The sequence below is a fragment of the Aquimarina pacifica genome (assembly GCF_000520955.1).
Classification (GTDB): domain Bacteria; phylum Bacteroidota; class Bacteroidia; order Flavobacteriales; family Flavobacteriaceae; genus Aquimarina; species Aquimarina pacifica.
In genome coordinates, this window is record NZ_JACC01000067.1 from 1 (window position 1) to 17,251 (window position 17,251).

A 17,251-nucleotide genomic window follows, 5' to 3' on the forward strand; every position below is an offset into this window, starting at 1 on the left:
CAGCTACAGATGATTCTGGCGAGATTCCTGTGATTACACAAAGTCCTGCTGCCGGATCTGCTTTTACACCAGGCATGCAAATTACGATGACAGCAACGGATGGTTCGGGAAATATAACTGATTGTAGTTTTATAATCGAGCAGTTTGCAACATATGTAGATGCAGGAGAAGATATAGAGATACAAGAAGGAGAAGAGGTTCAGTTAATGGCCTATACAGTTCCTAGTTCTGGTACATTTTCATGGTCTCCAGTTACAGGATTAAGTGACCCACTAATAGCTGATCCGATTGCTTCACCAACAGAGACCACTAGTTATGAAGTGATCTATACAAATGATCAGGGATGTATTGAGGAGGATATTGTAACGGTTTATGTAGAAGCACTTCCTGAAGATACAACAGCATATGGGTTTTCTCCGAATGGAGACGGAATTCGAGAATTTTGGGAAATAGATGGTATAGAAGAGTTTCCGAATAATAAAGTGACCATATACAACCGATGGGGAGATCTTGTTTTTCAAGTCGATGGTTATAATAACTCTAGCAGGGTTTTTAGTGGAATAGCGAATAGAAAAAGAAGTGCCGGTGCGGATAAATTACCTGAAGGAACATATTTCTATACCATTCAGGTGCAAGGAACTACTTCGTTTAGAAAACCCACAGGTTTCTTAGTGATTAAGCGCTAGTCGAGAATACCACAATTTACAATACGGATAAGGAAGCTATAAGATATGTTCAGTTTTTTTAATTATACGCGAATGAAAAAGATAATTACACGAAGCTTATTTCTAATATGTAGTAATATTTGTTTTTCGGTCTGGGGACAGCAAACACCAATGTTTGCTCATTATGACTACAATACAGTATCAATTAATCCGGCACATGCAGGGTATTACCCTGATACCGATATCACATTGACGAATAATGGATATTTTAATCAACTAGAAGGAAGCCCCAGAAATATAGGGGTATCTGTCAATAGTCCTGTAGGCGACAAAAATATGGGATTAGGAGCAGGATTTATTGCAGATGAGGTAGGAGTAACCAAAACCACAAACCTATTTCTGTCATATGCCTACAAAATTGTTTTTGATCATAACTACAATAGGGCAAGATGGTGGTCTTATAATCCAAATGTGTTATCATTTGGTATGACGACAGGAGCGTTGTTTTATAATGAAAACTTAGTGTCTCTAGGGATACAAGATGATCCCAATTTTACAAATAACACAAATACAACAATTCCTACGATGGGTGTCGGTGTCTTATATAATCACGAGCATATATACATAGGTTTTTCTGCTCCGAATGTTTTAGGAACTTCTTTCGCTTCTGATAAGGATATCGAACTTGAAAATGTATTATACGCCTACGGCGGATATAGGTTTTTTGCTACTCATTTTCAAGAAGTAATGATGAAACCCAATGTGTTATTTAAATATGTTTCTGGAGCACCTGCGCAAGTAGATCTTAATTTTACCGTGAACTACAAAAATAGGATTGAAGCGGGTATAGGATATAGAACTAGTGAGTCCATTAATTTTTTAGCAGGATTTTATATGTTTAATCATTTTAGAGTCCTTTATACCTACAATCAAGCATTAAGAAGTTCACCTATCAATAATTCTCATGGTATCGTGTTGAGTTATCGTCTGGGAGAAGGGTTTGTGCAAAAGTGAATTCAGTGGTCAGATAAACAAAGTGTTATGTGCTTTGAGAGCGCTATTTATAAAAGGGCTTTCATAAAAATAATATGAATGTTGATAATGTCTATTTTCAGACAATGTAGTTTGTGTCTAGGCTTTGGATTTGACTTGGTAGACTAGTATGATATTGAATATATAGTAGTTTATCATAAATATATATAGCACTAACACTTACTAATTTAAGACCTACGAATTCTCATTTACATGTTTGTTTTAATTCAATGTGAAATATATTTATAATAAAATTTTACCAAATGAATTTTAAGACATCATTCCGTATCATTGCTATTTCAGGATTATTAGTATTGAATTCTTGTGCTGAAAATAAGAAAACAAATAGTCCTGTAAACCAAAATGATAAGTTAATAGCTCAGGCTAACATATTAGCTGTTGAAGAAAAAATCCCTACAATTTCTGAAGTTTTATCTGCCGACGTTGGATTTACAAAGTTATTCGGAATTGTTACCTCTACAGGGTACGATAAAAAGTTTGAAGAAAAAGGACCGTATACAATTTTTGCTCCCACCAATGGGGCATTAGATAGATTACCTCCAAAAATGTTAGAAAATCTAAAAAAACCTGAAAATCAAGAAAAACTTCTTTCAATTTTAAATTATCATGTCATTCCTGGTGTAATTAATAGGCAAGACATTATAAAAGCTATAAAAGAATATGGCGGAAGTGTAAAGCTAAAAACTATTGGAGGAACAAGGTTGACAGCTTCTATGAAGGGTGATAAAATTTATTTAATAGATGAAAGAGGAAATGCAGGTAGATTAATGAATAATGATATTGAGGCCTCAAACGGAATAATTCATACTACAGAAGCCGTAATGATGCCAAAGCAATAGGGTATTCTCTCATAAACCAAAAATATTTTAAAACGGAAGCCTAATAAATAAGGTTTCCGTTTTTTTGTGAGTTGAGTTTCCAGAAATATAAAAAAAGGAGTGAGTTGTGTCTTCGAAATCGAATGTTTATTTAACTTGTTTCATTACATAAACCGGGTTTAACTAAAAAAACCACTTACAAAATCAAGTAAGTGGTTTGTCTATTCAATTATAGTATAATTCTCGATGTTTACGTCATCATTGTTTTGAGAAGATTATAATGTGATGTTTAGTTGGTACTAAAATTCCAGTCAGGTCCTATCGCAGCTCCTTGTTTGTCATCTTTTGCAACTATTTTCCAGTAATAGGTTGTGTTTGCTAGGATATCAACCTCTAGACTAGAGGTATCAACGTTTTCTACTAATAACATAGGAGGGAACGAATCACCAAAATAAACATCATATGATAATACATCATTATCAGCGTCTGTTGCTTTCCAATTAAGAGTTGTTGTCGTACCTTGAACTATTTCACCTAACGAAGGACTTATAGTAGATGAAATTGAAGGGATTATATTGATACTTGCTTCTGCTTCAGTACTGAATGTTTGGATACTCGAATAAATATGACCACCTCTACTGTCTTGTGCCTTTACTCTCCAAAAATAAGAAGTTCCCGTTTCTAAATTAAAAGTAGCTGAAGTTGAAGAAGTCGAAGTAGAATATGCAATTTGGTCAAATTCTCTATCTACAGCAATCTGTATATCATAGGTAATTGTTCCTTGGGTACGCGGACTTGATTTGGACCAATTAAATTCGAGGTTCTTATTTGTACAAATGAGATTTCTTGTGGGGTATAGTAAGTTTGCTGTACTTGGCGTAAAAGCATCATTAGTTAATGGGTATTCTAAAGGAGTAAAATCCTCAGTTGTACACGATATAAAAAGGTGTAGGCTGCTTATGACAGTATATATATAGTATTTCATAGGTATAATGATTATTTTTAATTAAATATTTGTAAATCCCCCTTGCTTAGTTATGGCAAGAGGATGTTCTTTTATTGTTTTATAATTCTTAATGTTGTCGATTCTTGTTGATTTATGGTTACAAAATATACTCCGGCCGACATATCTTGCAATGGCAATTCTACGTTGTTTTCGAAGACTTCATATACTCCAGAAAGTACTCTTACTCCCAATGCATTATGTATCTCTATCTGTATCTGATCACTCGTAGTGATAGGTAGAGAAAGAGTTGCATTTTTGCGGGTTGGGTTAGGGTATGCATTTATATCTCCAGAAACATTTATTTTAGTAGTTATTTTACCTTGGCAAGCGTCTTTAGAGAATATTTCTATGACATTCCCATTTTTTATATTGATTTCAAAACTTTTTGTAGTGTACTCGCCCACTATTTTATTGTCTACAGCTACAGTGTAAGGTGCGGTACCCGATTCTATATCTACCTTTATTTTATTGCTTATACTGTCTATGCTTGTTTTTCCTGTCAATACTGGAGCACCTTCAATCACTATTTCATAACATTTTGTGCAATTTTCGTTGCCATCAATGGCTATACAAGTTGTATAGACTCCTGATGCTAAGTTTTCTATAACAAGATTCGTGTTGAATGTATAGAATTCATTATTCATGGTTACGATATAATCCAGATTTTCGGTGGCATTAATAGTAAGGATACCATTGTTTTTACCTGGACATGTCAAACTATTGGTTTCAATTTCAAAATTGGTATCTGCCAACATATCTATAGCACATGGGGTTACAGTAACCGTACGAAGAACTTCTATAGCATGATTACATGATAAGTCAGTGGCATTATAACGGATAGTATACGTGCCAGGAGTGTCAATAAAATCACTATTATCAATAGAAACAGGAGACCCATCATCTGTGCTGGCACCTAGTTCTGTATATCCTGATCCACGAGAGATAATTAGGGTATTTTCTCCGGTTAGAGAGATTATTGGAGGAGTAGTATCACTTGCGGTGATAGTGACCATAGCGGTTTGTTCATCCCTGTTTCCATGAATATCTGTTACTGTCACATCTATTTCGTTTATCCCTAGATCGGTACAGTCAAAAGAAGTTCTAGAGATCACAATCTCATCAATACCACAATTGTCATACGCACTTTGGACTGGAGCAAATACAATATATTCGTTCGTACTAGTCCATACAGTTGAGTTACGTTTGGGAACCACAACCGCTTCGGTACCATCTATGTTTTCTAACCCTTGCGTTTTATCATTCCCGGCGTCGAGTGTAGATGTACTATGAATTTCAATATAATTAGTGCCTTCAAAAAGCTTTATCTGTATTGTAGTGGCGTCTGGTGCTGTTTCATAGTATTCAACTCCATTAAAATCAACAATTAGTATTCGGTTAGGAGCCGTTCCTATTGTTGTATATCGTATCGTGCCTTCGTTAGAAGGGTTGAGATCTGTCCAGTCAAAGGCAATAAGGTTATTGGGGGTGTTTGTATTGGGTAGAATATCTCCGTCACAGCATCCATTTTCATCTTCATCAGAGAAAGTAATAAATCCATTAGAGGAGATATAAAATTCGGTATAGTCTAAACCATAAAAATTAAAGCTAAATCCAATAGGTAATGCTGTCGATACTTCATCATCTTCAAGTATTATTTCTGTTCCTGTAGAAGAAATATCTGTAGGATCAAAGGTTCCTAATGATTGAACAGTATATTTCGGAGCAGATGGGTGTGCCCCTATAAGGTTTTCTACAGTTATTGTACTTGAACCATTTTGATCTAAAACCAAGAACTGGTCTTGTACTTCATATAATGGGGCCTGTGTATCGTTCACTGTAACATCAAAACTACATTGAGAGGTCGTTCCGCTAGAATCTGTAATTTCTATAACATTAGTGGTAGTACCAATAGGGAAAATACTTCCGCTCTCTAATCCTGAAACTAAAGTATAGCATCCAATATATTCGTAGATTGCACCACAAAGATTAGGATCATTGTCCAAAATAATATCTGATACACATTCTACATCTACAGTGACCGTAACAATACATTGACTAGAATTCCCCCCATTATCTGCAACATAGATAGTAACATCTTGTTCTCCTATATCAGAACAATCGAAATATCCTTTACTAAGCCAAGTATTTACATTACAATTATCAGAAACTTCGGCAATAACATCCTCTGGGGTAAGACGTGCCTCACCATTACCATCTAATACGATATTATAATTACTGATACATGAAATTGAAGGAGGAATAGGATCAGAGATAGTAACACGAATATCCTGATTACTCATATTACCATTGATATCAGTTGCAGTAATAGTAATCGGTTGTGACCATAAGGTGTTACAGTCAAAATCAGTGTTACTCATAGTAATACTTTGTAATTCACAGTTATCTGTAGCAGTTAGTCCTAAATCGACTGCTGTAATAGATACTGTATTGGTAATAGGATCCAAAACAAAAGGGATTGATAGGTCAGTAGTTATCGTAATTTCTGGACCAGTTGTATCTTCTATGATAACAGTTACGTCAATAGTAGTAGCATTATTTTGATCATCGGTAGCCGTAAGTAAGAGATCATTGCTTCCTATATCATTACAATCAAATTCAGTTTGGCTAAGAGTATAAACAACCGTACTACAATTATCTGTAGCGTTAGGGCCAAAATCATCTGGTGAAATTGTAATATTACCAGTTTCATCCAGAGATACTATTATAGAATTAGCTCCTATAGGAGAAAGGTCCCCACGTACCCATACTCTATGTATTGTACTTTGTGTATTTATTGCAAAATCATCGACTTCCCATCGATTTCCTAATCCTCTAATTCCCCAATGATAATTTCCGGGAGCGTAAAACGGAAAATTTGTTAATGCTAGATTCCCGGCATTATTAAATCCAGACCCTGCTAAACCTGGTGCAAATGCTGTATGGTCCGAAAAAGGAGAATAGTTGCTATTATCGTTCAACCCCGAAAAAGAACCCGAACCAGTCTTTACGTACTCAAGTACAGGGGCATAATCTGTTTTAAAATTAATTATTCTGCTATGTCCACTTGTTTCAGCATAAAAGCGTATTTCTTTAAAATCTATATCTGACGCTAAGGCATTGCCAAAATGCCCCCAGTTGGCGGTTCCTGCTTCATTGTCTCCTAATGTAGAAGAACCTAATAGGGGGAGATCCGTATTGCGCACGGTAAGGTCAGAATTATCACCCGCAAGGTGCACATAATTAAGAATCATTAACCAGCCGCCACCATCGGTATCATTGTCAAGTTCACCTAGGAATGTGCTGCTGTTAAAATTAAAATAGTAAGTGCCACTAGGAACATTACCAACAGTTTCTTGTGATAAATTGCGAAAAGGTTTAGCTAAGGTTCCGTCTCCAAAATCACCAAAAACGGGAGCTGTTGTATCCTCTCCTGGGTTGCATTGTGCTTGTAGGTTGTACATAGATATAATGAATATCCATAGTAATAGTAATAGTCTTTTCATCATTAGGGGTTTGTATAATTACTTTTTCTTTTAAATTGATAATACTTCGATTGTTTATTAGTATTACAGTCAAGTTTGAATACACCCTAATTTTATTTTCATTTTTTTTTAATTAGTTTTGATTATTAAGTAAACCGAATACCTAATGCCGAATAAAAAGCAATCTGTTTGCGAGGAAAAAAATTTTGATTCCTTATTTAATGCCCATTTTGAATCAGCAAGGAATTATATGTATTATAAGTGTGGTAATCTGCAACAGGCAGAAGATATCGCACAGGATGCTTTTGTGAAATTGTGGAAGAAATGTGCAGAAATTATCTATGAAAAAGCAAAGTCATTGATTTTTACTATTTGTAATAATGCGCTTCTCAATGAATTTGCACATCAAAAAGTAGTACTTCGCTATGAATCTATTCCTCATTCGGATAGAAATAATGAAAGCCCAGAGTTTATTATGGAAGCAGATCAGTTTAAAGAAAAGTTAGAATCTTCTATTTCGAAACTCTCAGCAAAAGAACGAGAAGTATTTTTATTAAGTAGAATTGATAAAAAGACATACAAAGAAATTGCTGAGATTACGGGTATATCTGTTAAAGCTGTAGAAAGAAGAATGAGTAATGCGTTTATTACACTTAGAAAATTATTGGGGAGTGAAATAAATATTTAAAAAAATAAATAGGGTAATTACAAAATCACCTGTATTGTAAGTAGAGATAACTAAAAAGAACTACTTAGAAGATGATTTTTTATTAATAATAACCTTAAATTATAGAAAGCGATAGACTTTCTTACCGCCATGAAAAAATACGAATTAGATGAAACATTTATAGCCCGCTGGGTAGCCGGCGAATTGAGTACGGAAGAATTGTCTGAATTTATGGCATCAGAGGACTATCAGGACTTTTATAGAATAAATGAAGAAGCCCAGAAGTTTAAAGCGCCCACTCTTGATAAAAGAGCTTCTTTAATTAGAGTCAAAGAAAAAATTTCTTTCGGAAGGAAAAGGCTACTCAATAAAAAAACTTGGGTCACTATTGCAGCTTCGATTGTTATTGTTTTTGGAATTGTCGGGATGCTAACTCTTACAAAAAATTATACTACGATATCAGGAGAAAAACTGGCAGTCATTTTACCTGATGGATCAAAAATACAACTTAATGCTAACTCTACGCTTAGCCATAAGCGTTTTTTATGGTTAGATAACCGTAGAGTAAATTTACAGGGAGAAGCCTATTTTGAGGTAGAAAAAGGAAAGGATTTTGAGGTTGTTACCGATTATGGAAAAGTAACCGTGTTAGGAACTAAATTCAATATTAAAACAAGATCCAAATTATTTGAGTTAAACTGTTTTGAAGGAGCTGTCAGATTTGATACATTTACTACAGAAGAATATCATATTTTAGAAAAAGGAGACCAAGTACTTATATCTGATGGAGAACTTCAAAACCAAAAAATAAAGGAAGACCTTCCAAATTGGATACAAGGAATTAGTGTATTTAGAGATCGCCCTTTACAAGAAGTTCTTGATGAGTTAAGTATCCAGTATAAAATTACGGTTGAAATAGGAAATACAGATGTTTCTAGATTGTTTACAGGAAGTTTTATACATGATGATATCGAAAAAGCTCTTAAATCCACATTATTACCTATGGGGATTTTGTATACACTATCAGATGATAAGACAATAGTATATCTACAATAAAATCACCAAGAATTTTAATAGTTTAATGAAACAATTCTGTCTAGTATTCATAGTTCTATTGTGGTGTTGCTTATCTGGCTACGCCCAAGAAAAATTAACGGTTACTTATTCTGAGCAATCACTTAAAGAGGTTATAATTGATATAGAATCTAAAACATCAATTCTTTTTTCGTATGCCCAAGAAACTATAGTTTCTAAAAAAATTAGCCTTTCAAAACAAGAAATAACGCTAAAAGAGTTATTACGGGTAATGGAAATGCAAACGGGACTCATTTTTGAAAAAGTATCCCCAAAGCAAGTCATAATAGCTCAAAAACAAATCCTTTGTGGTTACATTTATGATGATCTTACCAAAGAACCTTTACCATATGTTACTGTAGTTATAGATGAAAACCGTACTACAGTTACTGATACATTAGGATACTTCAATTTTAATAAGATACGTACTAAAAAAGAAGGTGTTCATATTAATTTTATGGGGTATGAAGAAAAAAAAGTGGCCATTGCTATAGGAGAGCCTTGTGCTCAGATTGGTCTAATGCCAAACTCATCTGCCTTAGAAGAAGTATTGGTATTAGGATATGTGACTACTGGGATTGATAGGAATAAAGATGGGGCTATTACTTTAGATAGTGACAGGTTAGGAATTTTGCCGGGGTTGGTAAGTCCTGATATAGCGCAGAGTATCCAGTTAATTCCTGGTATTTCGACACTCGATGAGTCTGCAACGGGTATACAGATTCGTGGAGGTTCACCCGATCAAAATTTGATTTTGTATGATGATATTAAATTATATAATACAGGATATTTTTATGGGATGTTTTCGTTATTTAACCCTTTTGCAACCCAAAAAGCAATTGTATACAGATCAGGTACTAGTGCGACTTACGGAGATCGTATTTCTGGAATCATTGATGTTTCTAGTGGAGATGTGATCCCAGAAAGAACAAAAGGAGGGTTTGAGATAGACGGTCTTTCTGTAAATGGTTTTGTAAAAACACCTTTGTCAGAAAAAATCGCTTTGTATGCTTTTGCAAGAAGGTCATATGCTGATGTTATGCGAACACCTTCTTATCAAAGTTATGAAGATAAGATTTTTACAAATTTTGGAATAGCTCGAGATAGTAACGGAAATATATTAGAGCTCGAAATAGATGATGATTTTAGTCCAGATACAAGTAACAATGATTTTTATTTCACAGATATTAGTTCTAAAGTAATTCTAAAACCGAATAAAAAAAATCACCTCGCTATTAGTGGTTTATATACAAGAAACAGACTGGATTTTGATTTTAAGGGTGGGGATGAGATTGTAATAGATTCATTAATAACCCAAAATAAAGGAGTAAGTGCAAATTGGCGGCATATAACAAGTGAGAAACAAGAAGAAAAGGTTACAACGTATTTTTCTGAATACGATTCTTTTTATCAAAATAATGAAATAAAAGATGAAACAGATGACGGTATTTTAGATCTAGCAGAAATTAACATTCGAAAAAATAGAATCACCGATATAGGCGCAAAATTTACATCAACCTCTAGGATTAAAGAAACACAAAAGATAACATTAGGGTATGAGTTTTCGTATACTGAATTAGAAGTAATTATTAGTAGTGAAAACCCTATTGACGAAGAAATAGAGCGGTCAATCCAAGAGGATAATAACTTACAAAATGCATTGTTTGGTGAGTATACTTTTAATCTCAGAAACAATGGATTTGTTAATACCGGGCTTAGGTTGGTGCATTACACTTCTTTAGATAAGTTTTTAGTAGAACCACGTATTAATCTAGAATTTCCGTTACATGATCGTATACGACTAAAAACGGCAATTGAAAGAAGAAATCAACCCATTTCTCAATTAGTAGAATTTAATCATACCGAGCTGCGTTTAGAAAATGAATTATGGCGCTTGTCAGATGATCAAGAATTTCCGTTGTTAAGAAGCAATCAAATCTCTGGTGGCATATTGTATAATAATAAGAATTTGAACGTTGATATTGATGCTTACTACAAAGAACTCAAAGGTCTGACCACATTTACAAGTGGGTTTAGCAACCCGTTAGAGAACCTAGAAGAAGGAGAAAGTACGATCAAGGGCGTAGATTTTTTATTAAAACATAGCTGGAACAATTACAAAATTTGGCTGGGTTATACATATAATGATATTACATTTCAGTTTCCTAATATAGAGGATACATCTTCAAAATTTCCTGGAAACAATGATATTACCCATCAATTGAGGATTTCGAATACGTTGCAACTAGAAAAATGGCAGTTTTCTCTGGGTTGGCAGTTTAGAACCGGAAAACCAATTACTCCAGTAAATAGCTATGAAATCAAAATTGATGCTGATGGCGAGAATGCTGGTGTAGTAAACTTTGGAGCTGTAAACAGTGATCAATTACCCGATTTCCATAGATTAGATGCTTCTATATTATATGATTTTGATATCAAATCAGGAAGCAAAAAGCTAAAAGGACAGTTTGGGGTATCATTCCTAAATATTTATAATAGAGTTAAGCCGCTAAATCTAATATATAAAGCAGAACGAAAACCTCTAGATGATGGAGGGATAGCAATAGAAGGAACAGATGGTTCTACACCAGAAGAACTTGAGCTTATTTTAGAGCAGGTGATTCAACGATTTTCATTAGGGATAACCCCCAATGCGGTATTTAGATTGTTTTTTTAGAGCAAAAAACTTTTTTGTACTACTCTAAAAATACACTGGAGGTTTGGTATTCTGTAAATTGTTAATCTTTGCTAAAAATTGCCAGTCGATATTCAAGATCGTATCTTTGATACAATAAAACTATACATGTGAAGTACGCGAAAAATATACTAGAGACAATAGGTAATACCCCTTTGGTCCAGTTAAATGCTTTGGTAGATGAAGTTGATGCTTTGGTACTATCAAAATATGAGACATTTAACCCAGGAAATTCGGTTAAAGATAGAATGGCCCTTAAGATGATTGAGGATGCCGAAGCTGATGGTAGGTTACAACCAGGAGCGACTATTATAGAAGGTACTTCGGGTAATACAGGTATGGGGTTGGCTTTGGTAGCTATTATAAAAGGGTACAAGCTGATTTGCGTAATGGCAGATAAACAGTCGAAAGAAAAAATGGATATTCTTAGAGCTGTAGGCGCCAAGGTTATGGTATGTCCTACGAATGTAGAGCCAGATGATCCAAGATCTTACTATTCAGTATCCAAAAGGTTAGCAGAAGAAACCCCAAATTCGTGGTATGTAAATCAATATGATAATCCTTCTAATGCACTAGCTCATTATGAAAGTACAGGACCAGAAATCTGGGAGCAGACAGAAGGGAGAGTAACCCATTTTATAGTGGGAGTGGGAACCGGAGGAACAATTTCTGGAGTCGGGAAATACTTAAAAGAAAAAAATCCGAACATCAAAATTTGGGGAGTAGATACCTATGGTTCTGTTTTTAAAAAATACCACGAAACAGGTATTTTTGATGAAAATGAAATTTATTCATACATAACAGAAGGTATAGGAGAGGATATTTTACCGGCAAATGTAGATTTTTCAGTAATTGATGGTTTTACAAAAGTTACCGATAAAGATGCTGCGGTATATACGCAAAGACTGGCCAAAGAAGAAGGTATGTTTTTGGGGAATAGTGCTGGAGCAGCAATAAAGGGATTACTTCAATTGAAAGAACATTTTTCAAAAGAAGATGTTGTGGTTATTTTATTTCATGATCATGGTAGTAGATATGTAGGTAAAATGTTCAATGATGATTGGATGCGAGAAAGAGGATTTCTTGAAGAAGAAGTGTCGACAGCAAGTGATTTGGTAAAAGATCATTTAGAGAAGTCTCTTATTACTGTTAAAACGGAAGAACTGGTATCTCATGCTATTGAGAGAATGCGTAAGTTCAAAATATCACAAATTCCTGTTATAGATAGTGAAGGTTTTGTAGGTTCGGTTGATGAAAGTGCTTTGTTTACCGCGTTTCTTGAAGATAAAAATACCGGCAGCACACCCATTAAAGAAATAATGAATGCTCCATTTCCTGTGGTTAATGCAAAAACTTCACTTGATGAGATATCAAAACTCATTAAGAATGGTAATCCCGCTGTTTTGGTAGCTTTAGAGAATGGGGGACATCATATTATAACCAAGTACGATGTTATTAGCCATATAAAATAAATTCTTATATTTAGATGATGATTAATCCCCTCTATCGGTTAAGTAGGCTGGTAAAGGGGCTGTTTTTTATCTTTATTTAAGTCCCTATAAGAAAGTGAGTACTGTTGTTTTGGACTTGGTTTTTACCAAGAAAAATATTGTAATTGCAAATTCAAACAGATAGCAACTATATTTCTGTAGGTCAAAATTTGTAAAATAAGTGTAGCAGTATGTATAAATATTCGTTTGACTTTTCTGATATTGATAAGTTAAGAGCCTACTTTAGATCAGAATTAGATCCAGATGGTATTGGAGACCGAATTTATTTCCCTCCCGAGATCGGTGAAGGGTATTTGTCTTACTATAAAATATCACCAGAAGTCTACCTTTTGCTTAATAATTATAGGGCAAATACCGATATAGAATATTATCGCCAACCCATAGAAGAGAAGGATATTATTCTTCACTTTAGGAAATATGCGCTGGATCATGAATTAGAAAAAGATCAGATTATAAGTACATATTCTGATAGTTATACCCCAGGAAATATGAGGTGTATGGATGCAAGAAGAGGGGAGCAGGTTTTTATAACAAAGGGAGCTGAGGTAAAATCTACAATGATTGTCTTAAAAAGTTCGTATACCCAACCTTATTTTATGAAAAATAATGATATGGCTGCAAAGGTAGATCGATATATCCGCTACTCTCATCAGCATATCAATAAATTTTATCTATCATATAAACAATCAAAACTTTTTGATCAAATAGTGCAACCCGAGGTTAATAGAGTAGAAAATTACCTGTATTTTATTTCAAGAGGAATAAGGCTTTTAGAAACATTTTGGAAGGATGTTTTGCGATGGGAGACAGAAAGCAACCCTTTTAACATTAATAGTTCTCAGGTAGGAAATATCTATAAAGTAAGTAACTATTTAGAGGGTAATGTTAAAGAGCCTTTTATAGGTGTAGACCAATTGGCAGCAATGGCACATATGAGTAGGACTAATTTTTTTAATATGTTTAAAGAAATTCACAATCAAACACCATTAGAATTTTTTAATAATAAAAGACTTGAATTTTCTTATAACATGATAATTGGAGATAGAATGTCAATACGAGAAGTAATGGATACACTTCATTATTCTAATTCTTCAAAATTTAGGAAGGCTTTTTTTAATAAGTTTAATATGTATCCCGACATAAATATTTAGAAAACGCTACAACGATTTAATAAAGTATAAGGGCGCGTCTTTGTAGATGTAGTCCAAAATAAAGATGGTTGCCATTTGGCAACCATCTATAACCTAACACAAACTCAACTTAGCTTAGGGTTTTGTAATTGTTATATTTTTTATTGAATCAACTTCCCCATTAACTCTGTAACAAAGAAAAGAAATGAATTTGTAGTTCAGTTTTCCATTAATACATAAAATATTACCAATAGTACATTTCTAAGCAGCTTGAATATCAATGATATCAATTGATTCACGTAATTACTTTGTTTAGAGTGATTTACGTTTATTTTTGTTTTTTAATGTTTTACCATTTTTTTTACGTGGTAGAGGCGTAAAATTTAGAAATTTATGTTTTTGATAGATATTGTAGGTTAAAAACGTAGGTTTAAGCTCATAACAATTAGTTTTTTGCTCCTACAATTCGCCTGAGTTCTTTTGTGATTTTATTGTTAAATAGGGATGAGATTTTTTTTCGATTTTTTTTTAGTATTTTCATCCGCTATGAAAGAAGATTTTCTGCAATACCTATGGAAATTTAAAAAGTTTGAACTTTGTAATTTAAAAACAACCCAAAACGAAGATCTAATTCTTCATCATGTTGGGGTACATAATATAAATAATTCTGGACCAGATTTTTTTGATGCAAGAGTAAGTATTAATGGCCAGAAATGGGCAGGTAATGTAGAGGTGCATATCAAGTCGAACGACTGGTATGTTCATAACCATGAGAATGATTCATCCTATGATAATGTAATTCTTCATGTAGTTTGGGAAGATACCGTTCAGATCTTTAGAAATGATAATTCAATTATTCCAACATTACAGCTAAAGGATTACGTCGAGCCCGAATTACTAGTGCAATACAATATGCTTTTTGAAGACAGAGCTCGTCGATGGATTCCTTGTGAAAAACAATTGCCGGATGTTTCAGAATTTATAATATCAAATTGGCAAGAACGATTGTATTTCGAACGTTTAGAACAAAAGTCAATATTGATTTTAGAGCTTTTGAGAAAGTCGTCTAATAACTGGGAAGCCGTTTTGTTTAAATTATTATTCAAGAATTTTGGACTTAAAGTAAATGGAGAAGCATTTTTGAGTGTAGCCAATTCCCTAGATTTTTCAGAAGTAAGAAAATGTTCTCAAAGTCTAATTCAGTTAGAAGCGCTATTCTTTGGTCAATCAGGCTTATTAGAAAGTAAAGTGCCTCATGAATATGTTGTTAATTTACAGAAGGAGTATAGCTATTTAAAAACTAAATTTGGACTTGACCCTCGAGGAGTGATTCCGTTTCAGTTTTTTAGATTGAGACCACCAAATTTTCCGACAGTACGGTTAGCTCAATTAGCTATGTTGTATTTTAAAAACGACCAACTTTTTAGCAAGGTTATTCATGTAAACAACATTCAAGAATATTACGATCTTTTTAAGGTAAATACAAGTGAGTTTTGGGAAAGTCATTACACCTTCGGAAAAGAATCTAAAAAGACAAAAAAGAATATTACAAAATCATTTATTGATTTACTATTGATTAATACCATAATTCCAATTCGATTTATATACGCAAAAAATCGAGGAATACATCCCGAAGAAGATATTCTAAGCTTGATTTCTCAATTGTCTTATGAAAAAAATAATATTATAGATAAATTTATAACATTAAAAACACCAATGAACAATGCTCTACATTCTCAGGCAATGATTCAACTTAAAAATGAGTATTGCGATGAGCACGGCTGCTTGCGGTGTCAAATTGGTAATTATTTACTTGATAAAGAATGTAAACCGGTATAATATAATTAATTTGCAGAATGCTATATAATCTAAGACATTTTTTAGAACGAAACGGATTTTACGTATCCTCAAGACTTGCAGATAGATTAGGGATGAGGGCTAAGAATGTGCGTTTGTTTTTTATTTACCTTACATTCGCCACTGCTGGTTTAGGTTTTGTGGTTTATCTTAATCTCGCTTTTTGGTTAAAATTAAAGGATTTATTGTATACAAAACGAACCTCTGTATTTGACTTATGATAAAGATTTATAATTGGGGGAGACGAAAAGTGTATATCGCTATAGCGTTATTAGTTATTGTAATTGCAATTGGCGTATTAGGGTATAGGTTTCTGTCTGACTATTCATGGGTGAATGCGTTGTATATGACTGTCATTACAATGTCTACAGTAGGTTTTAGTGAAGTCGAACCGTTAGATGATAATGCAAAATTGTTTACAATCTTTTTGATTGCAACCAGTGTATCTATATTTGCCTATTCTGTTTCAGTAATTACAGAATATATTGTTAGTAAAAATGACCCTAAAAGAGCTCAACACCGAAAAATTCAAAAAATGATAAACCAATTAGAAAACCATATAATTATTATTGGTTTTGGTCGAAACGGAAAACAAGCGGCGGTCAAACTATCAGCCTATGATAAACCTTTCATTATTATAGAAAATGACGAGAACGTTATCAATAAACATCAGAATGATGACCTGTTATTTTTTAAAGGAAATGCAACAGAAGATGAGGTGTTGATCGAAGCTGGAGTTCGACGTGCAGCTTGTCTAATATGCACATTGCCAGAGGATGCAGATAACTTATTTGTTGTGCTTTCTGCTCGACAAATCAATAGTAAGCTAAAAATTATTAGCAGAGCATCTCAGGATGCTTCTTATAAAAAAATACGATTGGCAGGTGCTGATAATGTAATAATGCCCGATCGAATAGGTGGGGATCATATGGCCTCACTGGTCGTTGTGCCGGATTTAATTGAGTTTTTAGATAATCTTTCTATCGTAGGACGAAAGTCTATTAATATTGAAGAGATATCTTTTGAAGATATGTTTGATGACCAAAAAGAGAGGACGATTAGGACGATAGATATGAGATCAAGAACAGGATGTACTATTATTGGTTATAAATCTCCGGATGGCGAATATATTGTGAATCCCGAGGCTGATACCGTCTTAAGACCCGGTTCTAGGGTAGTAGTTCTCGGTAGACCAGAACAGATTAATCTTCTGAATAATGAATTTAATATCTAATATAGAGTAAAGATTACTGAATATTTAACTAATTAAAAATTGTACGAACCTTTTTTTTT

13 protein-coding genes are annotated in these 17,251 nt (G+C 33.8%); 11 read left to right on the plus strand and 2 right to left on the minus strand.

Features of this window, described 5'->3' with window-relative positions:
• From DZ60_RS23625 to DZ60_RS23630, 3 genes are all read left to right on the plus strand, one after another.
• Nucleotides 1-686 (plus strand): T9SS C-terminal target domain-containing protein (locus tag DZ60_RS23625; protein WP_034230309.1); only part of this gene is annotated, 686 nt, incomplete at its 5' end.
• Between the two features lie 72 nt (nucleotides 687-758).
• Nucleotides 759-1,679 carry a PorP/SprF family type IX secretion system membrane protein gene (locus DZ60_RS0121410; protein ID WP_034230311.1) on the plus strand — a complete coding sequence of 307 codons (921 nt, stop codon included), beginning with the start codon at nucleotides 759-761 and terminating at the stop codon, nucleotides 1,677-1,679.
• A 281-nt stretch (nucleotides 1,680-1,960) separates the two neighbouring features.
• The gene (locus DZ60_RS23630) at nucleotides 1,961-2,557 is read left to right on the plus strand and encodes a fasciclin domain-containing protein (protein WP_025744061.1); all 597 of its coding nucleotides are present in this window, start codon (nucleotides 1,961-1,963) and stop codon (nucleotides 2,555-2,557) included.
• Between the two features lie 268 nt (nucleotides 2,558-2,825).
• Here DZ60_RS23630 and DZ60_RS0121420 read toward each other — a convergent pair whose 3' ends face one another.
• Together DZ60_RS0121420 and DZ60_RS0121425 are read right to left on the minus strand one after the other, a co-directional pair.
• Complete coding sequence (locus DZ60_RS0121420) at nucleotides 2,826-3,521, minus strand: hypothetical protein (protein WP_025744062.1); 696 nt, start codon at nucleotides 3,519-3,521, stop codon at nucleotides 2,826-2,828.
• A 71-nt stretch (nucleotides 3,522-3,592) separates the two neighbouring features.
• Nucleotides 3,593-7,048 carry a T9SS type A sorting domain-containing protein gene (locus tag DZ60_RS0121425; RefSeq protein WP_081740554.1) on the minus strand — a complete coding sequence of 1,152 codons (3,456 nt, stop codon included), beginning with the start codon at nucleotides 7,046-7,048 and terminating at the stop codon, nucleotides 3,593-3,595.
• 142 nt (nucleotides 7,049-7,190) lie between these two features.
• On the opposite strand from DZ60_RS0121425, the gene DZ60_RS0121430 reads away from it, so the two are divergent.
• The 8 genes from DZ60_RS0121430 (at nucleotide 7,191) to DZ60_RS0121465 (ending at nucleotide 17,192) form a co-directional block, all read left to right on the plus strand.
• On the plus strand, nucleotides 7,191-7,712 hold the full coding sequence (locus DZ60_RS0121430; protein ID WP_025744064.1) for an RNA polymerase sigma factor: 522 nt from the start codon (nucleotides 7,191-7,193) through the stop codon (nucleotides 7,710-7,712).
• A 129-nt stretch (nucleotides 7,713-7,841) separates the two neighbouring features.
• Nucleotides 7,842-8,747 carry a FecR family protein gene (locus DZ60_RS0121435; protein WP_025744065.1) on the plus strand — a complete coding sequence of 302 codons (906 nt, stop codon included), beginning with the start codon at nucleotides 7,842-7,844 and terminating at the stop codon, nucleotides 8,745-8,747.
• Nucleotides 8,748-8,772: 25 nt separating this feature from the next.
• Entirely contained in the window at nucleotides 8,773-11,442 is a 2,670-nt protein-coding gene (locus DZ60_RS0121440) for a TonB-dependent receptor (RefSeq protein ID WP_034230316.1), read from the plus strand.
• A gap of 128 nt (nucleotides 11,443-11,570) precedes the next feature.
• Nucleotides 11,571-12,932, plus strand: coding sequence for a pyridoxal-phosphate dependent enzyme (locus DZ60_RS0121445; protein WP_025744067.1), 1,362 nt, complete (start codon nucleotides 11,571-11,573; stop codon nucleotides 12,930-12,932).
• A 209-nt stretch (nucleotides 12,933-13,141) separates the two neighbouring features.
• The gene (locus DZ60_RS0121450; protein WP_025744068.1) at nucleotides 13,142-14,122 is read left to right on the plus strand and encodes a helix-turn-helix domain-containing protein; all 981 of its coding nucleotides are present in this window, start codon (nucleotides 13,142-13,144) and stop codon (nucleotides 14,120-14,122) included.
• Between the two features lie 525 nt (nucleotides 14,123-14,647).
• Nucleotides 14,648-15,940, plus strand: a complete 1,293-nt coding sequence (locus tag DZ60_RS0121455) for a DUF2851 family protein (RefSeq protein ID WP_025744069.1) — start codon at nucleotides 14,648-14,650, stop codon at nucleotides 15,938-15,940.
• 17 nt (nucleotides 15,941-15,957) lie between these two features.
• Nucleotides 15,958-16,179, plus strand: a complete 222-nt coding sequence (locus DZ60_RS0121460; protein WP_034230318.1) for a PspC family transcriptional regulator — start codon at nucleotides 15,958-15,960, stop codon at nucleotides 16,177-16,179.
• Nucleotides 16,176-17,192, plus strand: coding sequence for a potassium channel family protein (locus DZ60_RS0121465; RefSeq protein ID WP_025744071.1), 1,017 nt, complete (start codon nucleotides 16,176-16,178; stop codon nucleotides 17,190-17,192). Before DZ60_RS0121460 ends, DZ60_RS0121465 begins: the two co-directional genes overlap by 4 nt.
• Nucleotides 17,193-17,251 lie beyond the last annotated feature (59 nt).

Coding starts and splice junctions, on each gene's coding strand:
- DZ60_RS0121425 (WP_081740554.1), bottom strand. CDS start 7,048: ATGATGAAAAGACTATTACTATTACTATGGATATTCATTATATCTATG.
- DZ60_RS0121420 (WP_025744062.1), bottom strand. CDS start 3,521: ATGAAATACTATATATATACTGTCATAAGCAGCCTACACCTTTTTATA.
- DZ60_RS0121440 (WP_034230316.1), top strand. CDS start 8,773: ATGAAACAATTCTGTCTAGTATTCATAGTTCTATTGTGGTGTTGCTTA.
- DZ60_RS23630 (WP_025744061.1), top strand. CDS start 1,961: ATGAATTTTAAGACATCATTCCGTATCATTGCTATTTCAGGATTATTA.
- DZ60_RS0121460 (WP_034230318.1), top strand. CDS start 15,958: ATGCTATATAATCTAAGACATTTTTTAGAACGAAACGGATTTTACGTA.
- DZ60_RS0121410 (WP_034230311.1), top strand. CDS start 759: ATGAAAAAGATAATTACACGAAGCTTATTTCTAATATGTAGTAATATT.
- DZ60_RS0121465 (WP_025744071.1), top strand. CDS start 16,176: ATGATAAAGATTTATAATTGGGGGAGACGAAAAGTGTATATCGCTATA.
- DZ60_RS0121450 (WP_025744068.1), top strand. CDS start 13,142: ATGTATAAATATTCGTTTGACTTTTCTGATATTGATAAGTTAAGAGCC.
- DZ60_RS0121455 (WP_025744069.1), top strand. CDS start 14,648: ATGAAAGAAGATTTTCTGCAATACCTATGGAAATTTAAAAAGTTTGAA.
- DZ60_RS0121430 (WP_025744064.1), top strand. CDS start 7,191: ATGCCGAATAAAAAGCAATCTGTTTGCGAGGAAAAAAATTTTGATTCC.
- DZ60_RS0121435 (WP_025744065.1), top strand. CDS start 7,842: ATGAAAAAATACGAATTAGATGAAACATTTATAGCCCGCTGGGTAGCC.